15 protein-coding genes and 1 pseudogene are annotated in these 15,665 nt (G+C 57.4%); 3 read left to right on the top strand and 13 right to left on the bottom strand.

Annotated elements, in window-relative coordinates; genetic code table 11:
- Nucleotides 1–746 precede the first annotated feature (746 nt).
- The 4 genes from AC0L18_RS31995 to AC0L18_RS31980 all read right to left on the bottom strand — a co-directional run bounded on the left by AC0L18_RS31995 (nucleotide 747) and on the right by AC0L18_RS31980 (nucleotide 6,287).
- Complete coding sequence (locus tag AC0L18_RS31995; protein WP_473495689.1) at nucleotides 747–1,706, bottom strand: class I SAM-dependent methyltransferase; 960 nt, start codon at nucleotides 1,704–1,706, stop codon at nucleotides 747–749.
- A 2-nt stretch (nucleotides 1,707–1,708) separates the two neighbouring features.
- On the bottom strand, nucleotides 1,709–2,674 hold the full coding sequence (locus tag AC0L18_RS31990; RefSeq protein ID WP_473495688.1) for a glycosyltransferase family 2 protein: 966 nt from the start codon (nucleotides 2,672–2,674) through the stop codon (nucleotides 1,709–1,711).
- Nucleotides 2,671–3,951: an O-antigen ligase family protein gene (locus tag AC0L18_RS31985; RefSeq protein WP_473495687.1), complete on the bottom strand. Its 1,281-nt coding sequence runs from the start codon at nucleotides 3,949–3,951 to the stop codon at nucleotides 2,671–2,673. The genes AC0L18_RS31990 and AC0L18_RS31985 overlap by 4 nt, the downstream gene beginning before the upstream one ends.
- A gap of 278 nt (nucleotides 3,952–4,229) precedes the next feature.
- Nucleotides 4,230–6,287 carry a hypothetical protein gene (locus AC0L18_RS31980; RefSeq protein WP_473495686.1) on the bottom strand — a complete coding sequence of 686 codons (2,058 nt, stop codon included), beginning with the start codon at nucleotides 6,285–6,287 and terminating at the stop codon, nucleotides 4,230–4,232.
- 146 nt (nucleotides 6,288–6,433) lie between these two features.
- On the opposite strand from AC0L18_RS31980, the gene AC0L18_RS31975 reads away from it, so the two are divergent.
- Nucleotides 6,434–7,285 carry a sulfotransferase gene (locus tag AC0L18_RS31975; RefSeq protein ID WP_473495685.1) on the top strand — a complete coding sequence of 284 codons (852 nt, stop codon included), beginning with the start codon at nucleotides 6,434–6,436 and terminating at the stop codon, nucleotides 7,283–7,285.
- A 101-nt stretch (nucleotides 7,286–7,386) separates the two neighbouring features.
- Here the strand turns inward: AC0L18_RS31975 and AC0L18_RS31970 are convergent, their stop codons facing one another.
- The 5 genes from AC0L18_RS31970 to AC0L18_RS31950 all read right to left on the bottom strand — a co-directional run bounded on the left by AC0L18_RS31970 (nucleotide 7,387) and on the right by AC0L18_RS31950 (nucleotide 9,732).
- A complete protein-coding gene (locus tag AC0L18_RS31970; RefSeq protein ID WP_473495684.1) occupies nucleotides 7,387–7,857 on the bottom strand; it encodes a hypothetical protein in 471 nt (156 codons plus the stop codon).
- A 14-nt stretch (nucleotides 7,858–7,871) separates the two neighbouring features.
- Nucleotides 7,872–8,411 carry a hypothetical protein gene (locus AC0L18_RS31965; RefSeq protein ID WP_473495683.1) on the bottom strand — a complete coding sequence of 180 codons (540 nt, stop codon included), beginning with the start codon at nucleotides 8,409–8,411 and terminating at the stop codon, nucleotides 7,872–7,874.
- Nucleotides 8,404–9,012, bottom strand: coding sequence for a hypothetical protein (locus AC0L18_RS31960; protein WP_473495682.1), 609 nt, complete (start codon nucleotides 9,010–9,012; stop codon nucleotides 8,404–8,406). The genes AC0L18_RS31965 and AC0L18_RS31960 overlap by 8 nt, the downstream gene beginning before the upstream one ends.
- A 26-nt stretch (nucleotides 9,013–9,038) precedes the next feature.
- Nucleotides 9,039–9,341, bottom strand: a complete 303-nt coding sequence (locus AC0L18_RS31955) for a hypothetical protein (protein WP_473495681.1) — start codon at nucleotides 9,339–9,341, stop codon at nucleotides 9,039–9,041.
- Nucleotides 9,342–9,447: 106 nt separating this feature from the next.
- On the bottom strand, nucleotides 9,448–9,732 hold the full coding sequence (locus tag AC0L18_RS31950) for an FAD-binding protein (protein WP_473495680.1): 285 nt from the start codon (nucleotides 9,730–9,732) through the stop codon (nucleotides 9,448–9,450).
- 416 nt (nucleotides 9,733–10,148) lie between these two features.
- On the opposite strand from AC0L18_RS31950, the gene AC0L18_RS31945 reads away from it, so the two are divergent.
- Nucleotides 10,149–10,790 (top strand): sulfotransferase, encoded by a 642-nt coding sequence (locus tag AC0L18_RS31945; protein WP_473495679.1) that lies wholly within the window; start codon nucleotides 10,149–10,151, stop codon nucleotides 10,788–10,790.
- 20 nt (nucleotides 10,791–10,810) lie between these two features.
- Here the strand turns inward: AC0L18_RS31945 and AC0L18_RS31940 are convergent.
- A pseudogene (locus AC0L18_RS31940) lies at nucleotides 10,811–12,293 on the bottom strand (lipopolysaccharide biosynthesis protein).
- A gap of 89 nt (nucleotides 12,294–12,382) precedes the next feature.
- Nucleotides 12,383–12,577, bottom strand: a complete 195-nt coding sequence (locus AC0L18_RS31935) for a hypothetical protein (RefSeq protein ID WP_473495678.1) — start codon at nucleotides 12,575–12,577, stop codon at nucleotides 12,383–12,385.
- 141 nt (nucleotides 12,578–12,718) lie between these two features.
- Between AC0L18_RS31935 and AC0L18_RS31930 the strand changes: the two genes are divergently transcribed.
- The gene (locus tag AC0L18_RS31930) at nucleotides 12,719–12,964 is read left to right on the top strand and encodes a hypothetical protein (RefSeq protein ID WP_473495677.1); all 246 of its coding nucleotides are present in this window, start codon (nucleotides 12,719–12,721) and stop codon (nucleotides 12,962–12,964) included.
- Nucleotides 12,965–13,057: 93 nt separating this feature from the next.
- Here the strand turns inward: AC0L18_RS31930 and AC0L18_RS31925 are convergent, their stop codons facing one another.
- Complete coding sequence (locus AC0L18_RS31925; RefSeq protein ID WP_473495676.1) at nucleotides 13,058–14,551, bottom strand: lipopolysaccharide biosynthesis protein; 1,494 nt, start codon at nucleotides 14,549–14,551, stop codon at nucleotides 13,058–13,060.
- A gap of 307 nt (nucleotides 14,552–14,858) precedes the next feature.
- Nucleotides 14,859–15,665, bottom strand: an 807-nt coding sequence (locus tag AC0L18_RS31920) for a glycosyltransferase (protein ID WP_473495675.1), incomplete at its 5' end; no start/stop codon positions are given.

The raw sequence follows: 15,665 nt of genomic DNA, 5'->3' as shown, positions 1-15,665 counted from the left end.
CCAGCCAGCATCTTGAATCACAAAACAGACAAATCTGGAATCCCCTCGATTCCGTCAAATCTGGAAACGCTCTAGTCATCGGGATGAAGGAAGGTTGTTTTACCGGCGAGAAGACCGGTCGATATGAATCGAAATCTCTTGGCTAACTGAATCTAAAGCCGGAAAACCGAACTCAACCGCGCCCGATCAGGCCCTGCGAATAGGCCTCCAGCATATAGTGTCGTGCCTGTATTCCGATCTCTTTGCGGAGCGTTTCATCGCCCGCGAACACTAACACTTGGGTCACCGCCATCTCCGTTGATGAAGTAAAGAATTCGCATGTGATAGTGAAGCGCTCCGATTCTCTTGCACCTCGTATGTATTTTCGCAACTAACTTCCCGATCTGTATGAAATTCTCCTGCGCTTGTGGTGAGGGTCCAGTGGTGGGGTCTGGAGACCTCTCAAGTTCTTACCCGCATTAAGAGACTTGGCGACCCCTTTATGCCTCCCACCAGGGGGTCCATGTTTGGACCGGAGACAACGCGAACAAGTGTTCGAGTATATCGCGAACAGTTTGCCATTCTATCGAGAGAAGCCATTGAAGTCGATGGTTTCCATTTTCTGATGTCTGAACCAGGCGCCGAAGACGCCGTCTGTTGCAGCCGGGCCAAGGGCGACAGACTTGCCGATGACAGCCTCGCACAGGCGTATGGAACGGCCGAGGACAGAGTTGGTGAACGCGGGGACGAGATCGCCGTTCCCGGTACTAGCGTTGAGCGCCCCGGTATTCGTCGACAATGCTGCTTAATGAGATACTGGTTCCTGTGAGCCTTCCCAGGAAATAGGCTCCATTGCTGCCGTCAATCTTGTGATCCTCTCTGATCATGCCGTCCATGAGCGCGGCCAGCGCGAAGGGAAGACTAAAGACGTCACTAAGCAGCCGGCTCCGGGTAAGGCCACGCAGGAAATATTTCGCCGCCCAGTAGAACGACAAACCGGGTCCACCGAGCGCTCCGCGACTGATCGTTTCGAAATTCCGGAACAGCCATCGATGTCCGAGCTCAGTGAAGCGCGTAAAATCATATGCGCCCTCATGCACTTGCTGCATGAACGGTGTCTCGGCGTAGACGAGACCGCCGGGCTTGAGCACGCGAGATATCTCTGAAACGACCTGTTCCGGATTAATCACATGCTCGAGGACCGCCTGAATGCAGACGCCGTCCACCGAGCCGCTGGCAAGCGGAATCTGATGAGCGTCCGCGATGAAATGCGTGTATACGGACGGGTAGATGTCGAATGCAATCTGTCGAACGGCTTCGGTTTCATAAAGGCCATCGGTCCCCGCCCCCTTGGTTGCGGCGCCGATCATGAGCACGAGGGGGCGCTCAATCCCATGGGAGAGAACGTGATCGCGAAAGCTGACAACGTTGCGCGCGCTGAGATTCGCAGTTCCGAAGAGCCACCCCTTGGTGATCCTCAGCCAGTTCGGCCGCCTCTTTATGGCTGAGATGCCACTTGCCGTCAGCACATCGGCACGCACGAGACTGCAAGAGAAATCGATCAGTGCCGGCTGACCATGTACAACCGGATACTCGGCAGCTCGCGCCCCAGAGAGCTCTGATTTCGCCTCCGTGATGGTCGCGCCGCGGCGGTACAGAATAATCGGTACGGAAGGATTCCCCGGCTGCCGCATGAGATGCTCGACCTCTCCCCATTCCGCCAGCATCTTTAAGAGCCGTCAGCAAAGCCGTTCCGCAAGGCGCGGTAGAACAATAGCTTGGCTGCGCGGCGCACCTGTGGATCCATGCCCCTCGGCATGGCGCAAAGGCAAATGCAAACGTATATCCGCCAGGACAATGGATCGTGCCGCATCGCGCGAATGAGCAAGCGCGCTCCGCGTTTCTTTTCCCCTTTAACCACGCAATCATTGCCGGCCTTCGCGTAAAAACGCGCGTTGCGCCGGCGCGCGAGGTGCGCAAGCTCCGGCCGTCGCATGGTCCATTCTCGCGTGAGGTTTTCGGCTACCGGCAGAAGCGCGTCGAGTCTGCGGGTTATGTTCGAGCCATGGCGCCGTTTATAGACGAGTGCTTCGGCCACATGTTGAAATGTCCAACGCTCGGCTGCGCGCAAACAAAACTCTGTATCCTCTCCAGCCCTGAATGCCTCGTTGAATAACCCGATATCTTCGACCATCTCCCGCCGCATAACCATACTGGAAGGAACAATCGGCCCATCAAGCAGAAAATATGTCGGCAGCGTATCGCATTGGTCCGCGCGATAGCGGCGCACGGCGACGAGTAGAGCATCGGATAGATCCGGAGCGGAAAAATCGACAAAATCGCCATAGACAAGACCTGCCTTGCAGCCATTGTCCAAGACGGCCAATTGACGCTCAAGCTTGTCCTCGGCCCAGAAATCATCGCCGTCTAGAATTGCAATAAGATCGCCGGCAGCATGTCTGATGGCAAGATTCCTCGCCGATGGAAGCCCGATACCCGCCGTCGTCAGGACATGTACGCGCGGCTCCCTGCGAGCCAGCGCCGCGATGACCTCCGCGGAGCCGTCGGTCGAGCCGTCATTGACAATGATGATCTCTTTGATGTGGCTCGACGCGGTCTGATTAATCACGCTTTCCACTGCCTGCACGATGAAGCGTTCTTCATTGTGGCATGTCAGGATAACCGAAACACTCATCTTGTGTTCCCTAGCAAGGGGCTCCCGAGAAATCGAGGATGCCTTATGCTCCTGGGGTGGCTCCTCCGCATCCTGTATAATGATAGGCAAAGCCCGTGCCGCGTCAATTCAGGCAGGAGCGAGACAAGGATTAGCGTGACGAAAGCTCGTGTGCCGGAGGCTTCTGTTCCAACGTAAAAGGCGCAAGGAACAAGGAGCACGAGGGGCAGAAGCCGTGCCTGGGCCGCTCCGATCAATCCGTGAGAAAGCGCCCAGCTTAGAGTACGGCTTAAGCGAAACCATGCAGCAATCCAAATGAGAATATAGAGGCTGAGCCCAATGATGCCGTTCTCTGTGAGGATGCGTTGAAACTCCCCATGTATTCCCAGCCGCAACTCGTCAGGAAGTCCGCTGAAATCCGTATCGACAATATTCTTGAATTGGTTCGTACCCACGCCCATCAGGGGATGTTCGGAGATGAGTTGTCTGGACAGAGTGAAAGCAAACGCGCGCTGGACATTGCTCGGCGTGTCTCCAGGGGCATATTTCCCCTTCGCCAACAGGTATTCGTGTTGACCCATGCTCAGCGGATCGAGGATGGTCTGCAACTGCTTTCCGACATATGAGTTTTCCACTGTGGTCGCCAGCACGAAAAGTGCCACGTAGCCGGCGGCGATCGCTGGTAGCATCGGAGCGAGCCGTCCGCGCATCAGAAGCGCGGCGGTCAGAAAGAGATAGATCAAAAACGCCTTGCGTTCCCCGGATAGCACGAGCAGGGGAAGTATCCCCGCCCATACAAACCAAAGGGTGCGCCGCTTGCCCCGGTTGACGAAGAGGAGGAGCCCTGCGAGCGCAATTGGAAGGAAGGCGAACGCGAGCCTCGGATCGTCCAGCTGCTTCCAGCCGACCAAGTAGCCATGGGCGACATGCCAGGTGATCGTATAGGCGAGGATCAGCACCATGCCGAAAAGCAAGATGTTGACGGCCTTGTGCGTGTCGACCCGGCTAGCCTCCTGTGCGATGGCGAACGCAAAGGCGCCCACAGTGGACATCTGCAACAGCTCGCGCAGGCCGTTCTCTGCGTCCACGCTGAAGGCCGAGACCATGTGCCAGCCCAAGAAGGGCAGGAGCAGTAGAAAACCGGCTGAAAAAGCCAAATTTCGCCAACGCCCCGTCGCCAGGCCAAAAAAGAGCATCAGCAATACGATCAGCTCGAACGGACGCAGCAATACAAGACCCGTCTCGAACCTGATTGGCAGGAAGAGGCTCAGTATCGCGAATGTGAGGAGATAACGCATCACAGCCCCCTCGCGGCGCGATATTCTTTTAGCATGTTCTCTTTCCCGGAAACAGAACTTGTTGGATGTATCAATGCCAGCCCGCGGAGAAACACTTCGCCCTGCTCCAGCCGACAACCCCATCGTTCCGCCCGCTGTGGCAATCGCATATCGAAGAGGTTTCCGCCTGTTGGGAAAGCTCACCCTCCTCGGCTGCGGGGAGGCTTACTGGTGCAGAGCTCGTCAGGCAGTCCGACGGAGAGTGATGACGCATCCTGGCGTCGCGCAGTCGATGCGTTCTAGCCGACGGTCTCGCTCTCCGGGGTCCAGGCTTCTGGCTGGTCGAGCACAGAGACCGCGCGAACATGGCAGCGAATCTTATGCCCGACATCCCGCGAGCTGAGCTCATAGCTTGTGCCGGTTTCGCCCACAATCGGAACGCCGTCACGATACCATAGACACTCAATTTGCGACGCAATAACGTTCGGTACGACGGTCAGCGCCTGGCCCGGTGAAGCCTGGCCCGAGAAGGCCGGCAATGCGCTGAATCCCGTCGGGACCCTGGCCAGATCCGTTTCCGTCTGCCGGACCCGTATATAGTCAATCACCATGTCATACGTCTGCGACGGGTCCGGTTGGGCGCGACCTTTTTTTTCATCGTAAGCGAAATCCACCATGATGTATTTTTTCGCTGCGAGTTCCGGCGTCGTTGGAACGCGCGCCACTTCATGGCCGTCGATCACGAAATGAGTATAATCATCCTCGATCTGCGCGTACCACGTATGAAATTCGCCATCGTATATGTCGATCGTCGCGGGAAAGCCATTCGATCGGTCGACTTGATAGCCGGCGATTTTCCGGTGCACGTCACTTGGCGCAATGCGTGGATCTGCATAGCCGAGTCTGGGTTTGTGCACGTGCTGGCTGATGTTGATATAGGCCCCATTGAGACCGTCATATTCCCAAAAGTCCGTCTCAAGACGATTGCGTGTCCGCCAGAATAGATGCTCCCTGCCATACGCCCAAAAAGCAGGAAAAAATCCAGGGCGGGGCGCTGCGATCTTCGGCAGTCTGGCGCGGATCTCAAAGATCCCCGTTCCCCAACACCGCCCCTGGCCATTGTTGTTCACGGAAGCGAACGCACCTGTTCTCCAACGGCCCTTATGCAAGAGCCGGAGCGCCAGCGTGTGGCTGGTGGCGTCGTGCACATAGGAGGAGGGCGACGCCGAGATCGGCGGGGTAGCGGCGTCAACACCAACGGTCGTCAGATGGGTCGGCGCATACCAGATGCTGCTTTGCGCGCCTTTGGAATAATCGACAACCGAGTTGGATTCGAAGTCGTCAAAAAAAACCGTTGTGTAAGCGCGGATCGGCGGCGCCGCCTCACCACGATGAGCATATCGCCGCTCATCGCCTATGGCTGCCCAGGACGCCCACGAGGCTGCATCGAACGCATAACGTGCCGGTTTGTCATTCGCATCCACGGCTGAAGGAGGGCTCTGGCGATAGGGATGAACGTCGGGTAGCGCGGATTGCCGGCCGACGCGCCACATGCCCCATCCCATCAGCTTTTCGATCTGCGAGTCATTAAGTTCGCTTTGTCCGATGATGACGCAGTCGATCGCGACATCGGCCCCCATCGGATTGTTCACATCGCCCATGAAGCTCTGCGATTTCACCCGGTTGGGTGTCAATGCATAAACCGTCTGGCCGGCCGTCTTGACGCCATTCACCGCAGCCTGCATCACGAACCCGCGGCGGTACCCGACCATGACATTCCAGTCGTCAAAATCGGTCGAGCACTGCCCTTCCTCGCTCTTGAGCTTTCCGTCATGGAGCCGCGAAACGAATGTGCCTGCGGAGGGGTTGAAACAGACCTGCGGCTGGCGATGCACCGAGCCACCCTCCGCGCCATTGACGCAAAGAACGGAAACGTTTTTCGCGTCGGCATTGACCGCCGAATTGCACCGGGCGATCACGAGCCACCAGCGGTGAAGGTACGGCGCATCGTTATCGACGGGCCAGGTCAACGCCTGTGTCGTGTCCTTCTTAAAGAGTATGCCGCCGTTATTCGGAAGCTTTGTTGGGCGCAGGGAGGGCTCGGCTTGCGCCGCAGCCACCGACTTCACGCCGCCGGATTGCCACGAGGAGACTTCGCCTTCCGCCAGATCCTCTTGAAACCAGGATTTCACAATCATTTCCGGGAACAGACCAGGATGCCAGGAGTGAGCTTTCGGCTGCGAGCCTTGCGCGGGACCGGCGGCGCGAGCATCCCGTCCTGGGCGACCAGTTGCCGTCAGCACAAGGGCGGCGCATACGGCCCGCGCCAGATCCCGGCGAGAAATGCGGTTGGTCATTGTCGTGTGCCAATAATTGCTGGTTTCGGGATGAGACTTCTTAATATCGCGCTTCTCCTCACAAGCTCCGCAGCATATCATAGGTTTAGCCTTTAACGACAGCTAGGGAAAGTGTTTCGCGCCTGATGCGATAACGGAGAAAGCAGATGCAGACCGCCGACAGGATCGGTGCTTCGCCTCCCACTAGGCCGGGCAAGGCTCTTCCGCCCAATGCGCTTCTATTGAATTGCTTTGGCCGAGGTGGGTCAAACATTGTCTGGAATATCATCGGCAGCTCGCCGGATGTGTTGATGCCATACCGAGAATGGCATGAGGGGGTGTTCGGACGTTTCTACAAGCTGCGCAAGGCTGCGTGCCATGTTGGCGGGGCCGTCAACTGGGCATCTGTTCCCGTCTTTTGGCGTCATATGCGCGCAGCGACTGCCGAGACCGTCCGCCCCGGGGAGCGCAACGAAAAGTCCCAAGCACGCTACGTCGTTTTGAAAGTGATGGATTACTACATCGCATTCGACGACGCGATTGCGCGCGGCTTTATGGAAGCGCGGAACCTTGTGCTTACGCGGCATCCGTTACCGATGTGCGAAGGGCTGATACGCAGCGGTCTCAGCGAGGCGCGCGCGATCAAATGGTACAATGATGTGACTAGCCTGATGTTCAAAGCCTCGAAGAAGCGTGATGCGCTATCGCTTCGATTCGAGGACTTGGTCCGATCACCGGAGGCCTTTGTCAAAAGCCTTTACGACGCGCTCGGCATAGCAGCAGCGGAGGACGGAAGGATCCGGTTTAAGGTCAAATCATTTGGGACGGAGCGGACGACGAACACAGACGCCGCAACTGGCGAAAAGCTTCGGATAAGGTTGGATGAAGCACCCGATCACATCGCACCAGACGTCAACACCCGAGCGGTTGCCCGCCTCGATCATTCAGCACGACAGCGGATTTGGACAGGCACCCGCGCAACTGCGGAATTGTTCGATTATGGAGGTGACAATTTCTGAGTTTGCGCGGTTCGATGACGGGCAAAGATACGTCGAACGGTTCGTGTCCGCAATCGAGGACGATCACACGCGGCTCACGACTTCGAAGTCGTGGTTCACCGTTACTCTGAGGCATGCTGAAGATATGACATCGGTGGACGATGATCGCCTCGATACGGTGCAGGAAATGCGCAGGCAAAACGCGCCCTTGCCTCGAGGCGCGCCGCGACGGCGTCGCGCACGGAATCCGAATATGCATAAGCCGCTGGCTGTCCTGCCAAGGCGGACCCAAGCACATCCATCAATCCTGCAATTTTGTCGAGGTCGTGCGCCGCGCGTCTATCGGTCCTACCGTGGAATCCTGCGGCCACTTCGGCCGGAATCAGAACCTCGCGCAGGCAGTGCGCGCCAAGAAAGTAGCGGAGTCGCACGCCATCCAGAACGCGGGACACCACTTTCGGATGGAACACGGCCTCGGTGGCTGAGCTGAGTTCGAAGAAATCCTCAATGAGTTGGCCATTGGCCCAGCATGATATTTTTGCGCAGATGTCTTCTTTGGGCTTAACCAGGACACAGCGTGCCTGCCCGCCCAAAGCCAAGTCCGTGGTTATGTTTCGTCGGCGAATGACAAGGCGTATCCGTCTGCGGCGGCCGATCGCCGCGACCGATCGTGCCACAGAGAAAAAAGTGTGGGGATGCCAATATGCTCGAAGCGCAGATGGTAGTCATCCACCGCCTTACGACAAAGCCCGAATATCGGCCGCAAATTGGGCATAAACGGCCAATCCTCCAGCGAATACAGATTTGAATTCCTTGCAAGACCTAGCGTGGTAGGAAGTTCCGTAAACTTGAAGAAGATCGGCGTATCGCAGAAATGCATTGCGCCGGGAAATAACCTCAGCGCTCGCGCCTGCGTCTCGACGAGGTTGTGCTGAAAGACACAATTGAGAACAAGGTCATACTGCGGCGCGAGTGCGTGCCAGTCCCTTACCGCGATTCCCTCCAATAGCCCTTCGCCGGCGGTTGCGCTGCGGCGAACAATTGTAATGTCAGAACGCGTGAGCCCGAGGCCGAACAGCGCTGGTGCAATATGATCGCGTACGCGCCGCCCTGCACCGAGGACGAGAACTTTGGGCCCGCTATTCATTACCCGGGCACCATGTTTGAGCCATACGTTCGGGGAGCGCTACAACGGTCAAAGTAGGATTGGCCGAGCCGGCGAACGGAAAGCCAGAAGAAGACACACAGAAAGCGTTTGCGAGCGTAGGCAACTGCCCATCGGCGTGCAGCTCTGCGCCTAACGGCGACGCTGAAAGCGGCGTGCACCCCGCCGGATGGCTGGCACCGGTCAATGCTACCCAATCTGCTCGCCTCACCGGGCCGAACAAGGCGGAGATCCGAGGCAGAATACGGTCGAGAAAGGCGTCAATATCGCGTCGCGTCGCGCTCGAAATGTGCCAGCGCACCTCTGGTGGATCGTCCAACGAAATTCCGTTGGCCGATTCCGGAAATTGCTCACAATTGATATTCAACTGCAACCAGCGCCCGCATATCCGGCTGCGCAGCGATTGACTACGGCGCGTCTCGCCCCAAACAAAAACCGAGTGGTTGCCAATACCGCTCTCAAGCAGCTCAGCTTCAGGCAGAGCGAAGACATGTATGTCATCGCTGGATTCCAGCATGTAATCGAGATCATCGACATGTCGAGTCGGCATCAATCGGCCGATCGGCCCTTTCGGATGATCCATGTAGCCACCGAGAAATGATTTCGGTGTCACTGACTTGCGCTCGGACAAGCGGTGAATGAGATAAGGCGAGGCGATGCCCCCGCCGTGATCACATGGCGAGACGCCGAGATAACAATCCGCGCGCCGTCATTCTCGACTTTGGCGAAGGCTCGTTTCACTTCACCCTGTGACAGCTCGAAGTCAAGGCGTTCCACATCCGTGAAAATCTGCAGGTTTGGGTGCGTCTCCAGTCTCGTCCATGCCTGATCGAGCCGCAACACCGGCTGCGGGAGCGTGATGCGCACGAGACGCAAGCCCTCGGCCTCCGCGAGCGCGCGAAACGGAACCATGTTGGCTCGGTCGTCAACGTCGAGCCCAAAGCGGTCGGCGGCTGCACGATAAAAAGGCTCAAGGTCGGTGGCTGTGATAGGCCATGCTCGAGTCGCTCGACGCCGACTAAAGTCGACCGTGTCGAGGCGGCGCCATTTGCCGGCCCCAAATTAGAGACGTGCCACCAAGTCCGAACAAACGAGGCGTGCGATCGCCAGGTCCGTTTTCGCCGCTTCGTCCGCCAGATTGGACCAGTTCCCATGGCGAATGGACCCGCGCAAGTTCCGCAGACCGGCGCTGATCCGCCCTCGGACCCCGCTCGACGACTATTACGCGTTGACCTTGCTCGAGCGCCGCAGCAGCCAATGTGTAGCCGGCAAACCCCGAGCCATAGATTGCAACGTCAGCCATGGGACCTCTCATCCCGCCTAATGTTCAATCCACCGAGCCCGTGAGACACCGTTTTGACAGGATGACGTGCCCGCCTCGCGCGGTCAATGCCCACCGCCTGAACGTCCGCTCGCTCATTGCCAGAGCTTCTGCAGCCTCAAGCTGCCCCGGATCAAGTCCGGGCCGTCCGGGTTTCCACGCAAAACATCCCTGAGCTTCAACTTCCTCAATCCCTGTAGTTGTTCCGTCCGTTGCAATGGCCCTCCCCGAAATGAGGGCCATTCAACCGGACAGATCATGTGTTACCTAGACCGGATATGTCATGTGCCCTCTATACACGTTTCAGCGGCCAGACCCTTCAGCGGCCAGATTGCGCAGGTCCAAAGATTCGCCTATATTATCCAGCGCTTCGGGTACAGGTTCTGAGGATAGCTTGAATGACCAACCAGGGCGTGCCCAAGATATTCGGCGTGGGACTTGGCAAGACCGGCACAAAGACCCTTGGGACGGTTCTCAGAGGGCTCGGATTCAATCACGCGCCCTTTCGCCGCGACCTCGTGAGAGCCTGGCACAAGAAGGAGTACGACAAGATATTCGAGTTCATCGACCAGTACGACAGCTTCGAGGACTGGCCGTACGCGTCAATGTGCTCGATGTTGATCGAGCGATTTCCAGACGCGCGCTTTATCCTGACAAGACGGTCATCGCCGGAACGCTGGCTATCCAGCCTGAAAAAGCACGCACTGACAGGCGTTCCGTTCAAAAACATCCGGAAGCTCGTCTTGGGCCAGACCTATCCCTTTGGGCAGGATGCGCGGCTAATCCAAATTTATACGGAGCACAATGCCCGCGTTCGAAAGATGCTTGTAGGAAAGCCGTTCCTGGAGCTTTGTTGGGAAGAAGGCGACGGTGTTGAGAAACTGGCCGAATTTCTCGGGATGGACGTCCCCGCGGCCACGGTTCTGCCGAAGGTCAATGCCTCGGCGGACCGCGATCGCACATACGTGCTCGCCAACCGCCTGCTCGCCACCGCATTCGCTCCCGCCGGATGGGCCGATATCTGGCAATTGAAGTTATAAGATGCGACCGCTTTATTCGCTCAGCTTGGCGTCCATTTGATCCATGCCGTTTTCTTTGATGCTGCGCTCTTGAGCACTTCTACGCCGTATCTCCCGAAAAAAAGCGAAGCCCTCATATAGAGCGCAACAAGGGATAACGCGCCTATGACGGAAAGCCCGACGGCCAGCACCTGATAATCCGGCCATCCTTCGAGCAGAGCCTTGACCGCCGAGCCTGCCCCGAAGACAAATGCGGCAAAAGCAGCCGGTGGACCATGGACAAGCAAGAAGTCCCAGAGTGTCACCCCCGTCATCCGGCAACTGACGACAGCACAAAGCACGAAACTTGCCGCCATGGCCGCCGATACAGCGACCGCCACCGCGTTCACGCCGTAAGGTGCCGAAAAAAATGCGAACAAACCGATAAGCGCCATGTTGATAATTTGCATGGTCGCCATCTGGTAGCTGCGGCCTGTGGCAAGCATCACAGCGCTGCAAACCTTGTAGCCGAGGCGAAAATAGATTGCCGCAGAAAACGCCATGATGGGCACAACGGCGTCCACCCATTTCTGGCCGAGAACCGTCAGGACAAGCTCATTGGCGAACGTGCTCAGGAACGCGCTGAATGGCAAAGCTAGGGCTGCCGTCAAGGCATAGCCCTTGAGCTGAGCGGTGCGAAGCCTCACCTTGTCGTCCTGAACCTTCGACAGAAGCGGGAAGACCACGGTCTTGTTCAGATTTCCGAACAGATTCGCCGGCATTGCGATCAGGTGGAAGGCGCGCGAGTAAATCCCGAGCTCGGCGGTTCCAATCATCCGTGCCACAATGATATTGTCTATGTATCCGGCGATAAAGGTTGAAAGTCCGCTCACCGAGAACCCGAGGCTCTGACGCCTAATCTCACGGTAGGCCTTTATGTCGAAACTCGGCCTCACGAGATATGGCCTCGCCACGACAAAATAAGTGCCGGCAAGAAGAAGCGCCTCGGCTATGTACGCAATCACCAAGGCCCAATAGCTCAGCCCGAAATAGGCGAGCGGAATGGCCAAACCGAGATGCGTGACGGTCCAAGCCGCCAGCCTTGCTGTCGAGGATATCTTAAATTTCAGATGCCTAGAGAGAAGGCACTCGGCGATCAGATTGAATGCGTTCGCGACCATCATCACCGCAAGGACGCGCGAAACGAGGACCAATTCGGGCACATGGAGAAAATCGGCGATCTGCCATGCAAACACGCATTGAAGCAAGCCGAGAATGGTGGCGATTAGCATGGACAAGGAAATGACGGTTCCGATATGCCGCTCTTCGCTGGACCACCACTTGCGACATGCCAAGATTGGCGATCGAATTTCCTAGGGCACCGACGATCATGGCAGCGCCGACAACACCATATTCGTGAGGCGAAAGCAGGCGTGCGAGCACGGCGATAACGGCCAAATTCAAAAGAGCCCGCACCAGCAATGTGCCGCCGGACCAGGAAAGGCCGCGAGCCGCCCTACGAGTCAGATTTCTGCTTTCGCTCATCTCGCTTGACTCAAAAGCCACTGCCACCCCCCCCCGGGGCTTTACAACTCACTGGGAAGTCCTACTGGAGACGGGATGTCCAGGGAAGCTCACGCCCTACGAGGCGCGTTACGAAGTCTATGGCCGGCTTCAATGTCGACGAGCGTCGAGCCGCGGGCCAGGGTCGCGAGGATGCCGCTGATCGCTGCCTGCTCGCGGCCCCACTTCTCCGTGTGATCGCGCTTGGTGTTGTACTGACGCGCGTTCGCGCCGAGGTAGCAATCTGCGAGCTTGTCGAAATCCATGGCTGGCTCTACCGGTTGAAATCGCGACTGTCCGTCGAGGACGGAACGCATTCTACACGGTGTCGTCCGTCACCGCACGCGTTCAAGTGACGAGAACGCTCAGATTCTCCTCGGCAACTAATGGGATACGCCGACCCGCGCATGCGTTTTGGTGTCGCCGAAGAGGCATCCGATCTGCCAGCGTTGTTTGTCGGCATTGAGCGCCTTGCTTGGATTGCGGTTGGTGGCGATGATCAGCTAGGTTCATCGCGCAGTCTGAGGGCGCCGAAGCTCAAGGCCCCTCTCGAAACAGACGTGCTCGTTGCTCTTCGCTATGAGGCGATAGTCGTACCAATCCCCAAATCCGGCAGCAATTCTGCTGGAGCAACTCAACCCGACCAAGCGTGAGGGATACTGGAGCTACTACGACGATCAGTCCTGCGAAATGATACGGCGAAAATTCGCGTATATTATCGACCGGTTCGGGTACAGGTCCTGAGGTTAGCGCAGCGTCCATTTGAGCTCCTTGGATGTCATGCTTTGCAGGATTTCCGCGCCATATTTACCGAAGAGGAGCGACGCTCTCAGATAGACAGTGACAACGGACAATGTACCTATAACGAGAAGCCCGGTCGCAAGCACAAGATAGTCGGGCGATCCGGCAAGGAGCATTTTGACCGCAGAGCCGGTGGCGAAGACCACAGCGGCGAATGCGACAGGCGGTACATGGACGAGCGCGAAATCCAGAGCTGATAATCCCGTTATCCGACAAGTCATCGCCGCATAAAGGAAGAAACTCGTCGCAATGGCGCCGGACACTGAAAAGGCCACTGCGTTCACGCCGTAGGGCGCCGAGAAGAATGCGAATGAAGCGACAAGGGCCATGTAAATGATCTGCATGGAGGCCATTCGGTAACTTTGGCCCGTCGCAAGCATCACGGCTGCGCACACTTTGTAACCCACGCGGAAATAAGTTACTGCAGAGAATATGACAATGGGAGCGACGGCATCCGTCCATTTTTGGCCGAGGATTGTCAGAACAATCTCTTTTGCGAAACAGCATAGAAACGCGCTAGTCGGTAGAGCAAGCGCCGCCGTCAAAGCATACCCCTTGAGCTGAGCGCTGCATAGCCTGGCCTTATCGTGATGAACCTTCGACAGGAGCGGGAAAACCACGCTCTTGTTCAGATTGCCGAACAGATTTGCTGGCATCGCGATCAGATAATACGCTCGCGAGTAAATGCCCAGCTCTGCAGTGCCGATCAACCGCGCGACAATAACATTATCGATATATTTGGCGGTGACGGATGATATGCCAGCCAGCGAATAGCCTAGGCTCTGTCTGCGGATATCGCGATAGGACTGCATGTCGAAACTGGGCCTCACGAGATAGTCCCTGGCGATGAAGAAATAGATGCTGGCCAGGATCGATGCCTCGGCCATATACGCGACCACCAAGGCCCAATAGCTGAGTCCAAAATAGGCAAGCGGAATGGCCAGCCCGACATGGGAAGCAATCCAAGCGACCAGACTCGCTGTGGAGGATATTCTGAATTTCAGGTGCCGCGACAAAATAGCCCCGGCGGTCAGATTGAACGCGTTCGCGACCATCATCACCGCAAGGAGGCGCGAAATGAGGACCAATTCCGGTACATGAAGAAAATCGGCAATCTGCGGTGCAAACACCCATTGAAGCAAGCCGAGAATGGCAGCGATTGTCATGGACAAGAAAACTGCGGTTCCGATATGGCGCTCGTCGACGTCCCGTCGCTGGACCAGGACTTGCGACATGCCGAGATTGGCAATGTTATTGCCGACGGCTGCGATGATCAGCGCAGCGCCGGCAACGCCGTACTCCTGGGGGGAAAGCAGGCGCGCGAGAACGGCCGTGACCAGGACATTCAAAAAGGTTCGGGCCAGCAATGTGGCACCCGACCACGAGAGGCCGTTGGCTGCCCTTCGTGTCAGGTTTTTATGTCCAGTTACCTCGTCCAAGTTGACCTGCTCCGGACTGTCCAATTGGACTGCCACGCTTCAGTACATGCAAGCGTGCTCCAACCTCATGAGCTATTTTCTCGCCCACGCCTCGCGGGTGGATTCCTCAGGCGCCCAATCACCGTTTTCGTCATCGCTTCATCAACCTAAGTCATTATGGCAGCGGCCGCATCCAGGGCATTTTTCCCTAGCCACGAACCTCAGCTTTTCGCGAAAGTCGACCGTCATGGCTGATTACTTGGCCTCTTTGCTGCGTTGTAGGCGCTCAAGCATCTCGTTCAGCGCCTCTCTCCGGCATCAATAGTCGTCATTGCTTAGGCCGGCTTCGGGGTTGCTCCTGAATAAGCTGTCGCCTCACGATCTGGGTGGCAGTGTCCACAAGAGTGGCATACAACCTCATTTGCCGTGTTGCGACGCTTTCCATGCTGAATCGCGCATTGACTGTTTGTACTGCGCGCCGCGCCATCTCATCGCGCTCGGCTTCCGATAGGCGGAGCGTGCGACGAAGAAGTCCGCAATACTCGGCATGCGAGCGAGCCAAAAAGCCGCTGCGCTCATGCTCCACGATATCGGACGCACCGCTGACATCGGTGACGATCGGGACCACGCCGCAACTCATGGCCTCGAGCAGGGCGTTTGACATGCCTTCCGACACCGAGGTGGAAAGATAGAAATCTGCGTCCCACAGATAGGGAAAGACATCTTCGACCGCGCCGGCGAATGTAACCCTGCCGGAAAGGCCCAACCGGGCCGCCTGCTCCTCGAGGGTGGCGCGGCACTGGCCATCGCCCAGGATGGTGAGTTGCGCCTTTGCGTCGGCGGGAAGTGCCGCGAAAGCATCGATCATGTGCTCGAGGCATTTTTCCGGATCGAGACGGCCAAGGCAGATAAAGCGTCGGCTGCCATCGGCGCTCGGCTCGCGGCGCGGCCTGCGGGGCAGATCGATCCCATTCGGAATCATATGAATGCGATCCGCGCCGATGCCATGTCTCTCCAGATCACCAGCGATTTGGCGGCTGTTGGCGATGAAGGCCGTGATCAAGGCGGACGCCCATCGACCGATGATTTTCTTTTCGCGCACAACGTCGAGATCGAAACACCGTCCGCCCCGGGC

It is taken from the genome of Mesorhizobium sp. WSM4819, from assembly GCF_055811215.1.
Note: the sequence above shows the minus strand (reverse complement) of the source record. Positions and strands in the feature narration are given on the sequence as shown.